The 20,199-nt window shown below is 59.0% G+C and carries 18 protein-coding genes; 4 read left to right on the top strand and 14 right to left on the bottom strand.

Annotation, left to right across the window (positions count from 1 at the left end; translation table 11 throughout):
• Position 1 precedes the first annotated feature (1 nt).
• From lpxB to rpsB, 14 genes are all read right to left on the bottom strand, one after another.
• A complete protein-coding gene (gene lpxB / locus E4T63_RS05770) occupies positions 2-1,132 on the bottom strand; it encodes a lipid-A-disaccharide synthase (protein ID WP_135295057.1) in 1,131 nt (376 codons plus the stop codon).
• 2 nt (positions 1,133-1,134) lie between these two features.
• Complete coding sequence (gene lpxA / locus E4T63_RS05765; protein ID WP_007964278.1) at positions 1,135-1,911, bottom strand: acyl-ACP--UDP-N-acetylglucosamine O-acyltransferase; 777 nt, start codon at positions 1,909-1,911, stop codon at positions 1,135-1,137.
• Positions 1,908-2,348 carry a 3-hydroxyacyl-ACP dehydratase FabZ gene (gene fabZ / locus E4T63_RS05760; protein WP_003222142.1) on the bottom strand — a complete coding sequence of 147 codons (441 nt, stop codon included), beginning with the start codon at positions 2,346-2,348 and terminating at the stop codon, positions 1,908-1,910. Before fabZ ends, lpxA begins: the two co-directional genes overlap by 4 nt.
• A 106-nt stretch (positions 2,349-2,454) precedes the next feature.
• A complete protein-coding gene (lpxD, locus tag E4T63_RS05755; protein WP_135295056.1) occupies positions 2,455-3,510 on the bottom strand; it encodes a UDP-3-O-(3-hydroxymyristoyl)glucosamine N-acyltransferase in 1,056 nt (351 codons plus the stop codon).
• 3 nt (positions 3,511-3,513) lie between these two features.
• Positions 3,514-4,017, bottom strand: coding sequence for an OmpH family outer membrane protein (locus E4T63_RS05750; RefSeq protein WP_003222140.1), 504 nt, complete (start codon positions 4,015-4,017; stop codon positions 3,514-3,516).
• A 45-nt stretch (positions 4,018-4,062) separates the two neighbouring features.
• Positions 4,063-6,438, bottom strand: a complete 2,376-nt coding sequence (bamA, locus tag E4T63_RS05745; protein ID WP_098967465.1) for an outer membrane protein assembly factor BamA — start codon at positions 6,436-6,438, stop codon at positions 4,063-4,065.
• A 74-nt stretch (positions 6,439-6,512) separates the two neighbouring features.
• Positions 6,513-7,865 (bottom strand): sigma E protease regulator RseP, encoded by a 1,353-nt coding sequence (gene rseP, locus E4T63_RS05740; protein ID WP_096795833.1) that lies wholly within the window; start codon positions 7,863-7,865, stop codon positions 6,513-6,515.
• A 54-nt stretch (positions 7,866-7,919) separates the two neighbouring features.
• Positions 7,920-9,110, bottom strand: a complete 1,191-nt coding sequence (gene ispC / locus E4T63_RS05735) for a 1-deoxy-D-xylulose-5-phosphate reductoisomerase (RefSeq protein ID WP_135295055.1) — start codon at positions 9,108-9,110, stop codon at positions 7,920-7,922.
• Entirely contained in the window at positions 9,107-9,913 is an 807-nt protein-coding gene (locus E4T63_RS05730; RefSeq protein ID WP_003222130.1) for a phosphatidate cytidylyltransferase, read from the bottom strand. The genes ispC and E4T63_RS05730 overlap by 4 nt, the downstream gene beginning before the upstream one ends.
• Positions 9,913-10,668: a polyprenyl diphosphate synthase gene (gene uppS / locus E4T63_RS05725; RefSeq protein ID WP_003222128.1), complete on the bottom strand. Its 756-nt coding sequence runs from the start codon at positions 10,666-10,668 to the stop codon at positions 9,913-9,915. Before uppS ends, E4T63_RS05730 begins: the two co-directional genes overlap by 1 nt.
• Before the next feature lie 14 nt (positions 10,669-10,682).
• Positions 10,683-11,240 carry a ribosome recycling factor gene (gene frr, locus E4T63_RS05720; RefSeq protein ID WP_047291868.1) on the bottom strand — a complete coding sequence of 186 codons (558 nt, stop codon included), beginning with the start codon at positions 11,238-11,240 and terminating at the stop codon, positions 10,683-10,685.
• Positions 11,237-11,980: a UMP kinase gene (gene pyrH, locus E4T63_RS05715; protein ID WP_003222124.1), complete on the bottom strand. Its 744-nt coding sequence runs from the start codon at positions 11,978-11,980 to the stop codon at positions 11,237-11,239. The genes frr and pyrH overlap by 4 nt, the downstream gene beginning before the upstream one ends.
• A 212-nt stretch (positions 11,981-12,192) precedes the next feature.
• On the bottom strand, positions 12,193-13,056 hold the full coding sequence (tsf, locus tag E4T63_RS05710) for a translation elongation factor Ts (protein WP_027611027.1): 864 nt from the start codon (positions 13,054-13,056) through the stop codon (positions 12,193-12,195).
• Between the two features lie 203 nt (positions 13,057-13,259).
• Complete coding sequence (gene rpsB / locus E4T63_RS05705; RefSeq protein WP_003222119.1) at positions 13,260-13,997, bottom strand: 30S ribosomal protein S2; 738 nt, start codon at positions 13,995-13,997, stop codon at positions 13,260-13,262.
• A 373-nt stretch (positions 13,998-14,370) separates the two neighbouring features.
• On the opposite strand from rpsB, the gene map reads away from it, so the two are divergent.
• The 4 genes from map to E4T63_RS05685 all read left to right on the top strand — a co-directional run bounded on the left by map (position 14,371) and on the right by E4T63_RS05685 (position 20,074).
• Positions 14,371-15,153, top strand: a complete 783-nt coding sequence (gene map / locus E4T63_RS05700) for a type I methionyl aminopeptidase (RefSeq protein WP_007964271.1) — start codon at positions 14,371-14,373, stop codon at positions 15,151-15,153.
• Between the two features lie 41 nt (positions 15,154-15,194).
• Positions 15,195-17,897, top strand: coding sequence for a [protein-PII] uridylyltransferase (locus E4T63_RS05695; protein ID WP_135295054.1), 2,703 nt, complete (start codon positions 15,195-15,197; stop codon positions 17,895-17,897).
• Between the two features lie 121 nt (positions 17,898-18,018).
• A complete protein-coding gene (gene dapC / locus E4T63_RS05690) occupies positions 18,019-19,218 on the top strand; it encodes a succinyldiaminopimelate transaminase (protein WP_098967460.1) in 1,200 nt (399 codons plus the stop codon).
• A 163-nt stretch (positions 19,219-19,381) separates the two neighbouring features.
• Positions 19,382-20,074 (top strand): M12 family metallopeptidase, encoded by a 693-nt coding sequence (locus E4T63_RS05685; protein ID WP_098967459.1) that lies wholly within the window; start codon positions 19,382-19,384, stop codon positions 20,072-20,074.
• The last annotated feature ends 125 nt before the right edge of the window (positions 20,075-20,199 follow it).

The raw sequence follows: 20,199 nt of genomic DNA, 5'->3' as shown, positions 1-20,199 counted from the left end.
CTCATTGTTTCTGACCGATCAGGTTGAGGACGGCATCCGCCGCCTGATTGGAAGCATCCAGCCGCAGGGTGCGGTGGATTTCGTCGAAGCCTCGGGTCTGCTCTTCGCCGCCTTCGATCAATGGCAACAGCGTCTGGGCCAGGGCCTCGACTGTCGCATCATCCTGCAACAATTCCGGCACCAAGAGCCGTTGGGCCAGCAGGTTCGGCAGCGACACGTACGGGCTCTTGACCATGCGCTTGAGAATCCAGAAGGTCAGCGGTGCCAGGCGATACGCGACGACCATTGGCCGCTTGTACAGCAACGCTTCCAGCGTCGCCGTGCCCGAAGCGATCAGCACCGCGTTGCACGCCGCCAGGGCCAGGTGCGATTTGCCATCGAGCAGGGTGACCGGCAAGTCGCGACCAACCAGCAACTCTTCGAGTTGAGCGCGACGCTCGGCATTGGCGCACGGGATGACGAAGCGCAGCCCGGGGCGCATAGCCCGCAGACGTTCGGCAGTATCCAGGAACAGCGCACCGAGACGGCCGACTTCGCCACCGCGACTGCCGGGCATCAACGCGACCAGCGGCCCGTCGGGCAAACCGAGTTCGGCACGCGCTGCGGCGCGATCGGCCTGCAACGGAATGGTATCGGCCAGCGTATGACCGACGAACCGCACCGGCACGCCCTGCTCTTCGTAAAATTTTGCTTCGAACGGCAACAGGGTGAGCATCAGATCGCAGCCTTCGCGAATCTTCAGCACACGCTTCTGGCGCCACGCCCACACCGAAGGGCTGACGTAATGCACGGTCTTGATCCCGGCCTGACGCAGCTTGAGTTCGATGTTGAGGTTGAAATCGGGAGCGTCGATGCCGATGAACACGTCCGGCTTCTCGGCAATCAACGTGGCGATCAGGTCCTTGCGGCGCTTGAGCAGCTCGCGCAGCCGTCCGAGGACTTCCACCAACCCCATGACCGACAGACGTTCCATGGGGAAATAAGACGTCAGGCCCTCGGCCTGCATCAACGGACCGCCGACACCGATGAACTCGACTGCCGGATGTTGAGCCTTGAGGGCGCGCATGAGGCCGGCGCCCAGAATGTCGCCGGAAGCTTCGCCCGCCACCAGCGCAATACGCAGACTGGCCATGATCAGCGGGTGATGCCGCGAGTCGACGACTGGATCGAGTCACGAAACAGCGCAACTTCCGGGAACTGCGCAGCAGGTTCGGCCAATTCGGCCAACGCTTGCTCCACGGTCAGGCCCTGACGATACACGGTCTTATAAGCGCGGCGCAGCGCGTGAATCGCGTCTTCGCTGAAACCACGACGGCGCATGCCTTCGAAGTTCATGCTGCGCGCTTCGGCCGGGTTGCCGAACACGGTGACGAACGCCGGAACGTCCTTGCCGATGGCAGTGCCCATGCCGGAAAAACTGTGGGCGCCGATGTGGCAGTACTGATGCACCAGGGTGAAACCGGAAAGGATCGCCCAATCGTCAACATGGACATGCCCGGCCAACGCGGTGTTGTTGACCAGGATGCAGTGGTTGCCGATGACGCTGTCATGCCCGATGTGGGCATAGGCCATGATCAGGTTGTGATCGCCCAGCGTGGTTTCCGAACGGTCCTGCACGGTGCCACGGTGAATCGTCACGCCTTCGCGAATGACGTTGTGATCACCGATCACCAGACGGGTTTCTTCGCCTTTGTACTTCAGATCCGGCGTGTCTTCGCCTACCGAGGAAAACTGGTAGATGCGGTTGTGCTTACCGATGCGGGTCGGGCCTTTGAGGACCACATGCGGCCCGATCACGGTACCCTCGCCGATTTCCACACCTGCGCCGACGATCGACCACGGGCCGACCTCGACGCCGTCAGCCAGAACGGCCGACGGATCGATGATTGCGCGAGGGTCAATCAAACTCATAGCTTGCGTTCCGCACAGATGATTTCAGCCGAGCAGACTGGCTTGCCGTCGACCGAAGCCTGGCATTCGAATTTCCAGATCTGGCGCTTGCAGCTGATGAACTTGGCTTCCAGGATCAACTGGTCACCCGGCAGTACCGGCTGACGGAAACGCAGCTTGTCGGAACCGACGAAGTAGTAAAGGGTGCCATCGGCCGGTTTCACGTCGAGCATTTTGAAACCGAGAATCCCGGCAGCCTGGGCCATCGCTTCGATGATCAGTACGCCCGGCATGATCGGGTGCGCCGGGAAGTGGCCGTTGAAGAATGGCTCATTGATGCTGACATTCTTGTAGGCGCGAATGCGCTTGCCTTCAGTGTCCAGTTCCACCACCCGGTCCACCAGCAGGAACGGGTAACGGTGAGGCAGGTATTCGCGAATCTCGTTGATGTCCATCATTTCGGGGGGAAGCCTATGTAAAGATTGGGAGCGCGACTGACGCGCACTCCTCTAGCAAATCAAGGAGGCAGTCTAGAGGCTGTGCACACTTGATATGGAAATGGTATCAGCCATCAGATGAAGCATTGCTGCCGGGGGTCACTTCCCCGACGCGCTTTTCCAGCTGCTTCAAACGTCGCGCGAGGTCATCGAGCTGACGGATGCGGGCCGCGCTTTTGCGCCATTCGGCCGCCGGTTGCATGGCTGTGCCGGAAGAATAGGCGCCTGGCTCGGTAATCGAGTGGGTCACCATGGTCATCCCGGTCAGGAAAACGTTGTCGCAAATATCGATGTGCCCCACCAGGCCGACACCACCGGCGAGCATGCAGTGCTTGCCGATTTTGGTGCTGCCGGAGATACCGACACAGGCCGCCATGGCGGTGTGATCACCGACCTGGACGTTGTGCGCGATCTGGATCTGGTTGTCGAGTTTCACGCCGTTGCCGATCACGGTATCCGCCAGCGCGCCACGGTCGATTGCAGTGTTCACGCCGATCTCGACATCGTCGCCGATGGTCACGCCGCCGATCTGGGCGATCTTTTGCCAGATACCTTTCTCGTTGGCAAAACCGAAGCCTTCACCACCGAGAACGGCACCGGACTGGATCACTACACGCTTGCCGATGCGCACGTCGTGGTACAGCGTCACCCTCGGAGCGAGCCAGCCGCCCTCGCCGATTTCACTGCGGGCACCGATGACGCAATGGGCGCCCAGGGTGACCTGCGCACCGATGCGCGCACCGGCCTCAATCACCACAAACGGACCGATGCTGGCGCTTGGATCAACCACCGCATCCGGTGCAATCACCGCCGTGGGATGAACACCCGCAGTGGCTTTCGGTTTGGGATCGAACAGATGGGAGATACGGGCGTAAGCCAGATAAGGATCCGGCACCACCAGCGCGTTACCGACAAAACCTTCGGCATCGGCTTCCTTGAGCAACAGCGCAGCCGCCTGGGAACTTGCCAGGTATTTGCGATATTGAGGATTTGCCAGAAAGCTCAACTGAGCTGGGCCAGCCTCCTGCAAGGTGGCTAGCCCAGTAATTTGCGTCTCGGGGTCGCCACGCAGGGTGGCGCCGAGGAACTCGGCCAACTGGCCGAGCTTGATAGTCACGGTCATGGGTTACTTCAGCTGATTCATGCGCTCGATAACCTGGCGCGTGATGTCGTACTGTGGTTTGACATCGATCACTGCGCCACGCTCGAACACCAGGTCAAAGCCACCTTTTTTGATGACTTCTTCCACTGCGCTATCCAGTTTCGGCTTCAGTTGCTTGAGCATTTCGCGGTCGGCAACTGCCTTGGCTTCGTTCAGCTCCTTGGACTGGAACTGGAAGTCACGGGCCTTTTGCTTGAATTCCAGCTCCAGACGCTCACGCTCGCCCTGCTGCATCTTGTCGCCACCGGCCATCAGACGGTCCTGAATGCCCTTGGCGCTGCTTTCCAGCGTCTTGAGTTTGGTCAGTTGCGGACCGAACTTCTTCTCGGCATCCACGGCGTATTTCTTGGCCGCGTCGGATTCCAGCAATGCCATCTGATAGTTCAGAACGGCGATTTTCATGTCGGCGAACGCCGGGCCTGCCACCAGTACGGAGGCCAGGAGAACCAATTGAGTCAACTTACGCACGATGCACTCCTACAAAATCCATTGTCGTTATCTTGGGTCAGACGCTTAGAACGTCTGGCCGAGGGAGAATTGGAACACTTGAGTTTCAGCGTTATCCGGTTTTTTGACCGGCATCGCCAGAGCAAAACTCAGAGGACCCAGTGCGGTGACCCAGGTCACACCCACACCAACGGAACTGGCCATGTTGCTCAGGCTGATGTCGTTACACTTGGTGTTGGACGTCGAGCCATTTGCGTTGGTGGTGTCCTTGCACTGCGAATCGAAAACGTTACCCACGTCCCAGAATACCGAGGTACGCAAGGAGCGTTGATCCTTGACGAACGGCAGCGGGAACAGAACCTCGGCACCGCCCTGGATCAGGACGTTACCACCGAACGGCAGCGGATCCTGATCCGGGTCAACCGAAGTACCCGGGTTGGTACCACGACTCGGAGTACTGCGCGGCCCCAGAGTACTGTCCTTGAAGCCACGTACCGAGTTGAAACCACCAGCATAGTAGTTTTCATAGAACGGCAAGCCGTCGGTCGAACCATAACCGTCGCCATAACCCAGCTCGGTGTGCAGACGCAGGGTGTAGTTTTCGGTGATCGGCTGGAACAACTGACCACGGTAGTCGAGTTTGTAGAACGACAGGTCGCTGCCCGGAATCGTGGTTTCCAGCGTCAGGCTCTGCGAACGACCACGGGTCGGCAGTACGCCCTTGTTCAGGGTCGACTCGGACCAACCGGCCGATGCCTTGAAGTTCAGGTACTGGTCGCCTTCCTTGTTAACGAAGTCGAAGATCTCGTCAACGGTGTACTGACCGGTCTTGATCTTGTCCTGCTGTGCGGACAGACCGAAGGTCAGACGCGAAGTCTCGCTGATCGGATAGCCAACGTTGACGCCGGCACCCAGGCTGTCTACCGCATAGCTGGCTACGTCGATGTTGAGATCTTTGTAGTCGGTGGTGCGATAGAACGCGTTGTAACCCAGACTCACGCCATCGGCGGTCCAGTAGGGGTCAACGTAGCCGAAGTTGTAACGGCTCTGGTATTCACTGCGGGTCAGGCCCACGCTCACACGGTTACCGGTACCGAGGAAGTTGTTCTGGGTGATCGAACCACCGAGGATCAGACCGGCGCTCTGGGCGAAACCGACGCTGGCGGTGATCGAACCGGAAGCTTGCTCTTCAACGGCGTAGTTCACGTCAACCTGGTCGTCGACACCCGGAACGGCCGGCGTCTCGACGTTCACTTCCTTGAAGAAGCCCAGACGCTCAAGACGGGTCTTGGACTGGTCGATCAGGTAGGTCGAAGCCCAGCCACCTTCCATCTGACGCATTTCACGACGCAGCACTTCGTCCTCGGACTTGGTGTTGCCGCGGAAGTTGATGCGATTGACGTAGGCACGCTTGCCCGGATCGACGGCGAACAGGATGTCCACAGTGTGATCGTCGTCATGCGGCTGAGGTACGCCGTTGACGTTGGCGAAGGTGTAACCCTCGTTACCCAGACGGCGAGTGATCAGTTCGGAAGTGGTGGTCATCAGCTTGCGCGAGAAAACCTGGCCTTTTTGCACCAGCAACAGCGACTTGACCTGGTCTTCAGGCACTTTCAGGTCACCGCTGAGCTTGACGTCACGAACGGTGTACTTTTCGCCTTCGGTGATGTTGACGGTGATGTAGACGTGCTTCTTGTCCGGGGTGATGGACACCTGGGTCGAAGCGATATCCATGTTGATGTAGCCACGGTCCAGGTAGTAGGAACGCAGGCGCTCCAGGTCACCGGAGAGTTTTTCACGGGCGTACTTGTCGTCGTTCTTGAAGAACGACAGCCAGTTGGTGGTTTTCAGCTCGAACAGGTCGATCAGATCGTCATCAGGGAAGACCGTGTTACCCACCACGTTGATGTGCTGGATGGCAGCCACGGTGCCTTCGTTGATCTTCACTTTCAGCGCCACACGGTTACGCGGCTGCGAAACCACTTCGGTATCGACGGTCGCCGAGTAACGGCCCTGGGCAACGTACTGACGCTGCAGCTCGTTACGGACACCTTCGAGGGTGGCGCGCTGGAAGATTTCACCTTCGGACAGACCGGACTGCTTGAGGCCTTTCATCAGGTCTTCGGTGGAGATCGCCTTGTTGCCTTCGATCTCGATACTCGCGACCGACGGACGTTCGACGACCGTGATCACCAGAACGTTGCCTTCGCGGCCCAGCTGGATATCTTGAAAGAAACCGGTTTTGAACAACGCACGAGTGGATTCCACCAGGCGACGATCATCCGCCTGCTCGCCGACGTTCAACGGCAAGGCACCAAAGACGCTACCCGCGGAGACCCGCTGGAGGCCATTGACGCGAATATCAGAGATAGTGAAGGACTCGGCGTGAACTTCGGCGATCATCAATACGGTGAGAACCGCAGTTAGCAGCAGACGTTTCATGAAGTCCTTTCTTATTCCAACTGGCAATAAACAAACTGCCGCAAAATGCGGCAGATTCGCAATTCAGCGAAGCTTTACAGTCGACCCAGATCATTGACCAGAGCAAGCAACATCACTCCGACCACCAAACTGATACCGATCTGCACCCCCCAACCTTGCACCCGATCCGACAAGGGGCGACCACGCACCCACTCAATCAGATAAAACAACAAATGCCCCCCATCCAGTACAGGAATGGGCAGCAAATTCAGAACCCCCAGGCTAATACTCAGATAAGCAAGGAAATTCAGGAAATCAGCAACGCCCGACTGGGCAGAAGCGCCCGCCACTTTAGCAATGGTTATCGGCCCACTCAAGTTTTTTACCGAGAGCTCGCCAAACAGCATTTTCTTCAGTGAGTCCAGCGTCAGGATGCTCATGGTCCAGGTACGCCGGGCACCCTCGCCAATTGCGGCCAACGGGCCATAACTGACCTCGCGGATCATTTCCGGCGGCCAGTCCACTGCTTTCACGCCAGCACCCAGATAACCGCTCGGTGCCTTGCTTTCGCCACGCGCAGCCAAGGTCACCGGGACGTCGATTTGAGCACCGTCGCGCTCGACGCGCAGCAAGATTTTGGTATCAGGACGCGTACGAACGGTATCGACCACTTGCTGCCAGTCACCCAGCGCCTGGCCATCGAGCGACAACAGGCGGTCGCCGGTTTTCAGACCGGCGGCCTGCGCCGGACCTTTTGGATCGAGCTCGGCCAGCACCGGCGGCAAGGCCGGGCGCCATGGGCGAATGCCCAGCGAGCGAATCGGATCGGGCTCATCGGCGCCTTTGAGCCAGTGATCCAGCGCCAGTTCGCGCGGCGTGTCAGCGGTAGAGCCCTGCTCGCGCACGAGCAATTGCAGGGAACCGCTTTCCCCAAGACGACGGACCAACTGCAAATTGACGGCCGCCCAGCCGGAAGTCGGCTCGCCATCGATGGCAACGATCTCCTGACCGGCACTCAAACCGGCCTTGGCCGCGATGCTGCCGGACTCGACGGCACCGATGACCGGACGGATCTGCTCACTGCCGAGCATCGCCAGCACCCAGAAAAATACCAGGGCCAGCAGGAAGTTGGCGATCGGTCCCGCCGCGACAATGGCGATGCGCTGGCGAACCGATTTGCGATTGAAGGATTGATGAAGCTGATCGGCTGGCACCTCGCCTTCACGCTCATCGAGCATTTTGACGTAGCCACCCAGCGGAATCGCGGCGACAACAAATTCAGTGCCCTGCTTGTCGTGCCAGCGCAACAACGGCATGCCGAAGCCAACGGAAAAACGCAGAACCTTGACGCCACAGCGACGCGCGACCCAGAAGTGGCCGAATTCGTGAAAGGTGACCAGTACACCCAAAGCGATCAGGGTGCCGGCAATCATATAGAGCGCGCTCATCTACTTTCTCCGCAATCCTGTTCAGTGCCGCGTGAAGCCATGGTTCTGCAACGGCTATCGGCCGTGACGATCAAGCCATTGTTCAGCCAGAATCCGCGCTTTCGCGTCTGCGGTAAACACCGCATCCAGATCCTCAAGCGCAACCACTGGCTCGAGGTTCAGCACGTCCTCGATGATACTCGCGATTTCCAGATAACCAACGCGTCCGTCGAGAAACGCCGCGACTGCCACTTCGTTGGCCGCATTGAGCATGGCCGGCGCACTGTTGCCGGCCTCCGCCGCCTGCCGCGCCAGGCGCAGACAAGGGAAGCGCTGTTCGTCCGGCGCCTCGAAATCCAGGCGCGCAACGGCAAACAGATCCAGCGGCGCCACACCCGAGTCGATTCGCTCAGGCCAGGCCAATGCGTTGGCAATCGGCGTGCGCATGTCAGGGTTGCCCAACTGCGCCAATACCGAGCCATCCACATAGTCGACCAGCGAGTGAATCACACTCTGCGGATGAATCACCACCTCCACCTGCGACGGCTTGGCGTCGAACAGCCAGCAGGCCTCGATCAACTCCAGGCCCTTGTTCATCATGCTGGCCGAGTCCACCGAGATCTTGCGACCCATCGACCAGTTCGGGTGCGCACACGCCTGATCAGGCGAAACATGCGCCAGCTCGCTCATCGGCGTCTGACGGAAAGGACCGCCCGAAGCCGTCAGCAAAATCCGCCGCACGCCGACCGCACCCAGTCCACGGGCAAAATCCTGCGGCATGCACTGGAAGATCGCGTTGTGCTCGCTGTCGATCGGCAGCAACACCGAACCGCTCTTGTGCACGGCCTGCATGAACAGCGCGCCGGACATCACCAGCGCCTCTTTGTTGGCCAGGAGAATTTTCTTCCCTGCCTGCACCGCCGCCAGCGTCGGGCGTAGGCCCGCGGCGCCGACAATGGCCGCCATCACAGCATCAACTTCAGGGGCGGAGGCGACCTGGCACAGCCCCTCCTCCCCGACCAATACGCGAGTGGACAGACCGGCAGCTCGCAAGTCGTCCTGCAAACCGCGCGCCGCAGCCACTTCAGGCACCACCGCAAACTGCGGCACATGCCGAACGCACAAGGCCAGCAACTCGCTCAGGCGGGTAAAGCCGCTCAGGGCGAAAACCTGATAACGCTCGGGATGCCGAGCGATGACGTCCAGGGTGCTCAGGCCAATCGAACCGGTCGCCCCCAGAACAGTGATCTGTTGCGGGCGGCTCACGGTGCAGCCATCCACAGCAGTACGGCAAAAATCGGGATCGCAGCGGTCAGGCTGTCGATGCGATCAAGCACACCGCCATGACCGGGCAGCAGGTTGCTGCTGTCCTTGATGCCGGACTGGCGCTTGAACATGCTTTCGGTGAGGTCGCCCACCACCGAAATGAATACGATCAATGCAGCGCCGATCAGGCCCTTGAGCAGCTCGCCAACGGTCCAGTCACGCACCAGGCCGACGATCGCGGTGATCACCAGGCTCAGCGCCAGACCACCGTAAACGCCTTCCCAGCTCTTACCTGGGCTGACTTGCGGCGCCAGCTTGCGCTTGCCGAAAGCACGGCCGGAGAAATAGGCACCGATGTCGGCCCCCCAGACCAGCACCATCACCGCCATGATCAGCCAGTTACCCAGCGGGTACTGTTTGATCTGCACCAGCCCTTGCCAGGCCGGCAACAGGATCAGCAAGCCGATCACCAGTTTGGTGGCCGCCGTGGACCAGTGCTCGCTCGAGCGCGGGTACGTCAGCACCAGGTACGTCGCTACAGCCCACCACAACACCGAAGCGCCCAACACCCAAGGGGCCAGGCCCGGCAGGACGTACATCACGAACAGCATCAGCGCGACGACAGCGGCAAAGCCGACACGGAACGACTGCGCGGTAAAGCCCGCCAGGCGTGCCCATTCCCAGGCGCCCAGGCTCACGACCAGACCGATGAACAGCGCAAAACCGGAGCCTTCGAGCAGGAAAAACCCGCACAAAGCGATCGGCAGCAGGATCAGCGCAGTGATGATTCGTTGTTTAAGCATTAAACCCGGGCTCCAGCTTCGACCTGTTCGCTCGTTTTACCGAAGCGACGCTGGCGCGAAGCGAAATCGGCCAGCGCGGTGCGCATGGCTTCGTGTTTGAAGTCCGGCCAGAACAGGTCGGAGAAGTACAACTCGGCATACGCCAGTTGCCACAGCAGGAAGTTGCTGATGCGGTGCTCGCCACCGGTGCGGATGCACAGGTCCGGCAACGGCAGGTCGCCGGTGGCCAGACAGGTTTGCAGCAGATCCGGTGTGATGTCTTCCGGACGCAGATGCCCGGCCTGAACTTCACGCGCCAGACGCTGCGCCGCCTGGGCAATATCCCACTGACCGCCGTAGTTGGCGGCGATCTGCAGGATGAAGCGGTTGGCACCGGCGGTCATGGCTTCCGCTTCGCGCATCGCTGCCTGAAGCTCAGGATGGAAACGCGAGCGATCGCCAATGATGCGCAAGCTGATGTTGTTGTCGTTCAGACGCTTGGCCTCACGACGCAGCGCCTTGAAGAACAGATCCATCAAGGCGCTGACTTCATCGGCCGGGCGCTGCCAGTTTTCACTGGAGAAGGCGAACAGGGTGAGCACTTCGACCTTGGCCTCAGCGCACACCTCGATCACTGCCCGCACAGCATCCACGCCGGCCTTATGCCCGGCGACACCCGGCATAAAGCGTTTTTTCGCCCAGCGATTATTGCCATCCATGATGATCGCGACATGGCGCGGCACCGCGGACGGCGCAGACTGCTTGGTCTTGTCCATTAAAAGCTCGACCCTTATACGGCCATCAGGTCTTTTTCTTTCTCGTCCGTGGCCTTGGTGATCTGGGCCTCGGATTCCTTGGTCAGCTTATCGATATCAGCGATGGCACGACGCTCTTCGTCTTCACTGATTTCCTTGTCCTTGACCAGCTTTTTAAGCTCACCCAATGCGTCACGACGAATGTTGCGCACGGCAACGCGCGCATCTTCCGCTGCGCTACGAGCCTGCTTGGTGAAGCCCTTGCGCGTTTCCTCGGTGAGGGCAGGCATCGGGATCAAAAGCAACTCACCCAGGTTGGTCGGATTGAGGTTCAGACCGGCGCTCTGGATCGCCTTGTCGACGGCAGCGAGCATGTTGCGCTCGAAGGCCACGACTTGCAGGGTACGCGAATCTTTCACGGTGACGTTGGCCACGCTGCTCAGCGGGGTGTCAGTGCCGTAGTAAGGCACCATGACGCTGCCGAGGATGCTCGGGTGAGCCTTGCCGGTACGAATCTGGCCGAACGCGTGGTTCAGAGATTCCAGGGATTTCTGCATACGCGCTTGGGCGTCTTTCTTGATTTCGTTGATCATTGTTGGCCTTCCTCGATCAAAGTCCCTTCAGCGCCGCCGTGCACAATGTTCAGCAGGGCGCCGGGCTTGTTCATGTTGAATACGCGCAGCGGCATCTTGTGATCGCGGCACAGGCAGATAGCAGTCAGATCCATCACGCCCAGCTTGCGATCCAGCACTTCATCATAAGTCAGATGATCGAACTTCTCGGCATGCGGGTCTTTGAACGGGTCAGCGGTGTAAACGCCATCAACCTTGGTCGCTTTCAGCACGACGTCGGCATCGATTTCGATGGCACGCAGGCAGGCTGCCGAATCCGTGGTAAAGAACGGATTACCGGTACCGGCGGCGAAGATCACCACGTCCTTGGAGTTCAGGTGGCGCATGGCTTTGCGGCGATCATAGTGATCGGTCACGCCAACCATGGAAATGGCCGACATCACGATGGCTGAGATATTGGCACGTTCCAGCGCATCGCGCATGGCCAGAGCGTTCATCACAGTGGCCAGCATGCCCATGTGGTCGCCTGTCACCCGATCCATGCCAGCCTTGCTCAAGGCCTCGCCACGGAACAGGTTGCCACCGCCGATCACCAGACCGACCTGTACGCCGATGCCGACCAGTTGGCCGACTTCCAGCGCCATCCGATCCAGCACTTTTGGATCGATCCCGAACTCTTCCGAGCCCATCAGGGCCTCGCCGCTAAGCTTGAGTAGAATGCGTTTATAGCGAGCCTGATAACCACTGCCCTGCTGAGCCATTGCCAATCTCTCCTGCGGCGTATTTAAAAAATTCTGTGCAAGCTGTTTTACAGCTGCCGTTCACTCTAGCTTGGCGCTGCTTCAGCGCCATCGGAACCTGGCTTTGTAAGTCAGTTCCCAGTGGAAACCAATTAAAAAATGGTAACCCCATCTGAAAAGAGGCTGCGCGCGTGAGCGGGCAGCCTCTTTCGGGCGACAGTTGAAAAACCGTCTTATTGCTTGGCGGCAGCCAGCTGGGCAGCAACTTCTTCAGCGAAGTTGTCGACCGGCTTCTCGATGCCTTCGCCTACTTTGAAGTAGGTGAAGGAAACGATTTCTGCGCCGCCTTTCTTGGCCAGCTCGCCAACCTTGATTTCAGGGTTCTTGACGAACGCCTGCTCAACCAGGCTTGCTTCTGCCAGGAACTTGCTGATACGGCCTTTGACCATGTTCTCAACAATGTTTTCTGGCTTGCCTTTGATCTTCTCTTCGTTCAGCTGCAGGAACACAGCTTTTTCACGCTCGATCGCTTCAGCCGAAACTTGCGAAGGCAGCAGGAACTCAGGGTTGCTGGCAGCTACGTGCATCGCGATGTCTTTGGCCAGCTCGACGTCACCGCCTTTCAGAGCTACAACGACACCGATCTTGTTGCCGTGCAGGTACGAACCGACAACGTCACCTTCGATACGGGCCAGACGACGGATGTTGACGTTCTCGCCTACTTTGGCAACCAGTGCTTCGCGAGCAGCTTCTTGCGAAGCGATCAGCGGAGCAGCGTCGGTCAGCTTGTCAGCGAAAGCTTTTTCAACGCTGGCAGCGACGAAGTTTTTGAAGTCGTCTTGCAGAGCCAGGAAGTCGGTCTGCGAGTTCACTTCCAGGATAACGGCAGCTTTACCGTCGTCCTTGATTGCGATTGCGCCTTCAGCGGCAACGTTGCCAGCCTTTTTCGCAGCCTTGATCGCGCCCGAAGCACGCATGTCATCAATGGCTTTTTCGATGTCGCCGTCAGCCTTTTCCAGGGCTTTCTTGCAGTCCATCATGCCTTCGCCGGTACGCTCGCGCAGTTCTTTAACCAACGCTGCAGTAATTGCTGCCATTTTCAAATTCCTCTTGGATAGGTTTTCAACCATTCCACCCGATCGAACGGGCGTTCAATTCTTCCCGAAACACCTTGTAGCTGCTGCACGTTACAAATGCAGGAGGTGCGCTGCCACAAGTGGGCGCCAACAAACGGTTTTCGAGGTGGCAAAAAGGGGGCCAAGCCCCCTTTTTGCTTACTGAGTCAACGCCAGGGCGTCGATTACTCAGCTGCAGCCTGAGTTTCTTCAGCTGCGAATTCAACAGTGCCGCCAGCAACATTGTTGCGACCACGGATCACTGCGTCAGCCATCGAACCCATGTACAGCTGGATAGCGCGGATTGCGTCATCGTTGCCTGGGATGATGTAGTCAACGCCTTCCGGGCTGCTGTTGGTATCGACAACGCCGATGACCGGGATGCCCAGCTTGTTGGCTTCGGTGATCGCGATGCGCTCGTGGTCAACGTCGATCACGAACAGTGCGTCTGGCAGACCGCCCATGTCCTTGATGCCGCCCAGCGAACGATCCAGCTTTTCCAGGTCACGGGAGCGCATCAGCGCTTCTTTCTTGGTCAGCTTGGCGAAAGTACCGTCTTCGGCTTGAACTTCAAGGTCACGCAGACGCTTGATGGAAGCACGAATGGTTTTGAAGTTGGTCAGCATGCCGCCCAACCAGCGGTGATCGACGTACGGCGAACCGCAACGTGCTGCTTCTTCAGCAACGATCTTGCCAGCGGAACGCTTGGTGCCGACGAACAGAATCTTGTTTTTTCCCTGGGCCAGACGCTCTACGAAAGTCAGAGCTTCGTTGAACATTGGCAGGGTTTTTTCAAGGTTGATGATGTGAATCTTGTTACGCGCGCCGAAAATGTACTTGCCCATTTTCGGATTCCAGTAACGGGTTTGGTGACCGAAGTGCACACCGGCCTTCAGCATATCGCGCATGTTGACTTGGGACATGATAGTTCCTTAATAAGTCGGGTTTGGCCTCCACGTATCCCAATGACCAACCAGTGGCATAAAGCCAAAAGCACCCAGGTCATCGTGTCGACACGTGTGTGGATTTAAGCTTTTCGGGGTATCCCCGGAAAGCGGCGCATTTTATACCACAGGGTGCACAGAAACGGAACCCGGAATCTGCAATCGCACCAGGGACATGGGCGCAGCCCCCTTGGAATCGCCTTCAAGCGCACCATTGTATAGACAGACGCGATGCACGCAGGCGCGGATTTGCTCCTTTCGTCTGGTAGAATCGCGTTTTTCAGGGTCGCAAATCCCACACCTGCCACCCTATCCGTATCAGCAAGCGCCGCCGAGCGCAGAGAGAGCCTGTATGACCGTCAACCTCAAAACCCCCGAGGACATCGCTGGCATGCGTGTCGCCGGCAAACTGGCCGCCGATGTGCTGGAAATGATTGCCGAACACGTCAAACCGGGCGTGACCACCGATCAACTGAACCAGATCTGCCACGACTACATCGTCAACGTGCAGCAGGCCATCCCTGCGCCGCTCAACTACAAAGGCTACCCGAAGTCGATCTGCACCTCGATCAATCACGTGGTCTGCCACGGCATTCCGAATGACAAGCCGCTGAAGAATGGCGACACCCTGAACATCGACGTCACCGTGATCAAGGACGGCTACCACGGCGACACCAGCCGCATGTTCCACGTTGGCGAAGTGCCGGTCTGGGCCGAACGCCTGTCGCAGGTCACTCAGGAATGCATGTACAAGGCGATCGAAATCGTCAAACCTGGCTGCCGCCTCGGCGACATCGGTGAGATCATCCAGAAGCACGCGGAAAAGAACGGTTTCTCGGTGGTTCGCGAGTTCTGCGGCCACGGCATCGGCAAGGTGTTCCACGAAGAGCCGCAGATCCTGCATTACGGTCGCGCCGGCACCGGCATGGAACTGAAGGCCGGCATGACCTTCACCATCGAACCGATGATCAACCAGGGCAAGGCCGACACCAAGGTACTGGGCGACGGCTGGACCGCGATCACCAAGGACCGCAAACTCTCGGCGCAGTGGGAACACACCCTGCTGGTGACCGACACTGGCTACGAGATTTTCACCCTGCGCGCCGATGACACCATCCCGCGCGTCTCGGCCTGATCCCAAGAACGCTCCCAGCCTTATAGAAGGAAAGCCAATCGATGCCGCAGGTGGATCCCGAACTCTTCGACCGCGGCCAGTTCCAGGCTGAACTGGCCCTGAAAGCGAGTCCCATCGCGGCGTTCAAGAAGGCGATCCGCCAGGCGCGCGAGGTCCTCGACACGCGTTTTCGTAGCGGCCGCGACATCCGCCGATTGATCGAAGACCGTGCGTGGTTCGTCGACAACATCCTGCAAAAAGCCTGGGAGCAGTTCAACTGGAGCGAAGACGCCGATATCGCGCTGGTCGCGGTCGGCGGCTACGGCCGGGGGGAGTTGCACCCCTATTCCGACATCGACCTGCTGATCCTGCTGGACAGCGCCGATCACGAAGTCTTCCGCGATTCCATCGAGCGTTTTCTGACGCTGCTGTGGGACATCGGCCTGGAAGTCGGTCAGAGCGTACGCTCGGTCGACGAATGCGCCGAAGAGGCCCGCGCCGACCTGACGGTGGTCACCAACCTGATGGAAAGCCGCACCATCTGCGGCCCCGAACGCCTGCGCCAGCGCATGCTCGATGTCACCAGCACCGCGCACATGTGGCCGGCCAAGGAGTTTTTCCTGGCCAAACGCGCCGAGCAAAAGGCCCGTCACCACAAGTACAACGACACCGAATACAACCTGGAACCCAACGTCAAAGGCTCGCCCGGTGGCCTGCGGGATATCCAGACGATTCTGTGGGTGGCCCGGCGTCAGTACGGCACCCTGAACCTGCGCGCCCTCGCCGGTGAAGGTTTCCTGGTCGAGAGCGAAAACGCCCTGTTGGCGTCGTCCCAGGAATTCCTCTGGAAAGTGCGTTACGCCCTGCACATGCTCGCCGGGCGCTCGGAAGACCGCCTGTTGTTCGATCATCAACGGACCATCGCCGGCCTGCTCGGCTTTGAAGGCGACGACGCCAAACAGGCCGTCGAAAACTTCATGCAGCAGTACTTCCGCGTGGTCATGAGCATCGCCCAACTCAGCGACCTGATCATCCAGCACTTCGAGGAAGTCATCCTCGCCCCGGAAGACGAAGCACCGCCGCAGCCGATCAACTCGCGCTTCCAGTTGCACGACGGCTACATCGAGGCACGGAACGACAACGTGTTCCGCCGCACACCGTTCGCCATGCTCGAGATCTTCGTGCTGATGGCCCAGCAGCCGGAAATCAAAGGCGTACGCGCTGACACCATTCGTCTGCTGCGCGAGAACCGGCACCTGATCGACGACAACTTCCGCAACGATATCCGCAACACCAGCCTGTTCATCGAGCTGTTCAAGTGCAAGATCGGTGTACACCGCAACCTGCGCCGGATGAACCGCTACGGCATCCTCGGACGTTACCTGCCGGAGTTCGGTTTCATCGTCGGGCAGATGCAGCACGACCTGTTCCACATCTATACGGTCGATGCGCATACCCTGAACCTGATCAAACACCTGCGTAAGCTGCAGTACACCCAGGTGTCGGAAAAATTCCCGTTGGCCGCCAAGCTCATGGCCAAACTGCCCAAGCCTGAACTGATCTACATGGCCGGTCTGTACCACGACATCGGCAAGGGCCGGCATGGCGATCACTCGGACATCGGCGCGGTCGATGCCGAAGCGTTCTGCCAGCGCCATCAGTTGCCGCTGTGGGACAGCCGCCTGATCGTCTGGCTGGTGCAGAACCACCTGGTGATGTCGACCACCGCACAGCGCAAGGATCTGTCCGATCCGCAGGTGATCCACGATTTCGCCCAGATCGTCGGCGACGAAACCCGTCTGGATTACCTGTACGTGCTGACCGTGGCCGACATCAACGCGACCAACCCTACCCTGTGGAATTCGTGGCGCGCCAGCCTGCTGCGCCAGCTCTACACCGAGACCAAACGCGCTCTGCGCCGTGGCCTGGAAAATCCGGTGGATCGTGAAGAGCAGATCCGCCAGACCCAGAGTGCGGCGCTGGACATCCTCGTGCGCGGCGGCACCGATCCGGACGACGTCGAGCAGTTGTGGGCGCAGTTGGGCGATGACTATTTCCTGCGTCACACCGCCGGCGACGTGGCCTGGCACAGTGACGCGATCCTGCAGCAGCCGGCCGATGGCGGTCCGCTGGTGCTGATCAAGGAAACCACCCAGCGCGAGTTCGAAGGTGGCACGCAGATCTTCATCTACGCCCCCGACCAGCACGATTTCTTCGCCGTGACCGTGGCCGCGATGGACCAGCTCAACCTGAACATTCACGACGCCCGGGTCATCACTTCGAGCAGCCAGTTCACCCTCGACACCTACATCGTGCTCGATACCGACGGTGACTCGATCGGCGACAACCCGGCCCGGGTCAAACAGATACGCGACGGCCTGACCGAAGCCCTGCGTAACCCCGACGACTACCCGACGATCATCCAGCGCCGGGTGCCGCGCCAGCTCAAGCACTTCGCCTTCGCGCCGCAGGTGACGATCCACAACGACGCCCAGCGTCCGGTGACAGTGCTGGAACTGACGGCACCGGATCGCCCGGGCCTGCTGGCACGGATCGGCGGGATCTTCCTCGAGTTCGACCTGTCGCTGCAGAACGCCAAGATTGCGACCCTGGGCGAACGCGTAGAAGACGTGTTCTTCATCACCGACGCCCACAACCAGCCGCTCTCCGACCCGCTGCTGTGCAGTCGCCTGCAGGACGCAATCGTCGAGCAACTGAGCGTCAATCAGGAACCGGATATCAACTTTTCGCGCATCAGTATTTGATCCAGCAACTTCCCCCCTGTGGGAGCGGGCTTGCTCGCGATAGCGGTGTGTCAGGCAACACATCATTCACTGACACACCGCTTTCGCGAGCAAGCCCGCTCCCACATTGAACGAGGCCCCCATGAACAACGCTCTGAACCAGCTCCAGCCCTACCCGTTCGAAAAACTCCGCACGCTGCTTGGCACGGTCACGCCGAACCCGGACAAACGCCCGATCGCCCTGTCGATCGGCGAGCCGAAACATCGCTCGCCAAGCTTTGTCGCCGAAGCGCTGGCGAACAATCTGGATCAGATGGCGGTGTATCCGACCACCCTCGGCATCCCGGCCCTGCGCGAATCCATCGCCGGCTGGTGCGAACGTCGTTTTGGCGTACCGAGCGGCTGGATCGATCCGGCGCGCAATGTGCTGCCGGTCAACGGTACCCGCGAAGCGCTGTTCGCTTTCACCCAGACCGTGGTCAACCGTGGCGACGATGCACTGGTGGTCAGCCCGAACCCGTTCTATCAGATCTACGAGGGCGCAGCGTTCCTCGCCGGGGCCAAGCCGCACTACCTGCCTTGCCTGGACGAAAACCGCTTCAACCCGGATTTCGACGCCGTGTCACCGGACATCTGGAAACGCTGCCAGATCCTGTTTCTGTGCTCGCCAGGCAACCCGACCGGCGCACTGATCCCGGTTGATGTACTGAAAAAACTCATCGCCCTGGCCGACGAATACGACTTCGTGATCGCCGCCGACGAGTGCTACAGCGAACTGTACTTCGACGAACAGACCCCGCCGCCGGGCCTGCTCAGCGCCTGCGTCGAACTGGGCCGCAAGGACTTCAAGCGTTGCGTGGTGTTCCACAGCCTGTCCAAGCGCTCCAACCTGCCGGGCCTGCGCTCCGGGTTCGTCGCCGGTGACGCGGATATCCTCAAGGGTTTCCTGCTGTACCGCACCTACCACGGTTGCGCGATGCCGGTGCAAACCCAACTGGCCAGCGTTGCCGCGTGGAATGACGAAGTGCATGTACGCGCCAACCGTGCGCTGTACCGCGAGAAGTTCGACGCAGTGCTGGCAATTCTCAGCCCGGTGATGGACGTACAGCGTCCGGACGGCAGCTTCTACCTCTGGCCGAACGTGGCCGGTGACGATGCCGCATTCTGCCGCGACCTGTTCGAGCAGGAACATGTGACTGTCGTGCCAGGCTCGTATCTGTCGCGCGAGGTCGACGGCGTGAATCCGGGCGCCGGGCGCGTGCGCATGGCACTGGTTGCGCCTTTGGCTGAATGTGTTGAAGCTGCAGAACGGATCCGCGACTTCATCACCCGCCAACACTGAGTTTTTAATATCCGTGCCAGTCATCTGGCACGGACATACCCCTCAAGTTACATTTAAAACCACTTTACGACTACTCCAGACACTGCCCGAAGCTTAATCTCGCGCAGTGGTTTTTTGCATGCGCGAAACAACCAAAAAGACAAATCAAGGAGCAAGACAAAGCATGGACAACTTTCAATATTGCACGCTGCAAAAACCGGCTAAAGAACTCAAATCCAGCGCCCTTAACAACAGCCGAAAAAAACGCTCGTTGGTACACTACGACAAACTTTGGCCAAGCCGACACACTCTGAAAATAGCTTTCATGGATAACCCAACTCCGGAACACAAAGATAAAATCATTGCCGCCGCCGAAAAATGGCTTCCTTATATCAGTTTGAAGTTTGAGTTCGTTGAAGGCGTAGAGGGTGAGATCCGAATCGCCACCGAGGGTGTGGTGAACAGTTCATTTCTGGGTACCGATGCACTGGATATGTTTCCTGATACGCCAACCATGAACCTTGGCATCGACCCCGAACACGAAGACTTCGAGACGGTCGTCATCCACGAGTTTGGCCACGCACTCGGCGCAATGCACGAACACCAGCACCCCAAGGCGCAAATCCCCTGGAATAAAGAAAATGTTTACAACTACTACCAGAACAGACCGATGAATCCACTGTCGCGAGGCGAAGTTGACGACAATATATTTACGCCTTTTGACGATGCCGACGCGCTTTACTTGCCATACGATCGAAAATCCATCATGCACCATCCTGTTCCCAACAATTTGACGCTTGGCAATTGGGCGAATCCGATCAATCGCGAAATCAGTGATAAAGACAAACAGCTCATGCAGTTGATTTACCCACGTTGAATCACATCTTTACCGTGCCAGTTCTGTTGGCACGGTAATCCGTCATAAAATCGTACACATATCCAATTTACCTGCTCAGGCGCAGCAACTAGCATCCTTCATTCAAAGCGACTTTCCGGGAACAA

The organism is Pseudomonas fluorescens, from assembly GCF_004683905.1.
Taxonomy (GTDB): domain Bacteria; phylum Pseudomonadota; class Gammaproteobacteria; order Pseudomonadales; family Pseudomonadaceae; genus Aquipseudomonas; species Aquipseudomonas putida_A.
Note: the sequence above shows the minus strand (reverse complement) of the source record. Positions and strands in the feature narration are given on the sequence as shown.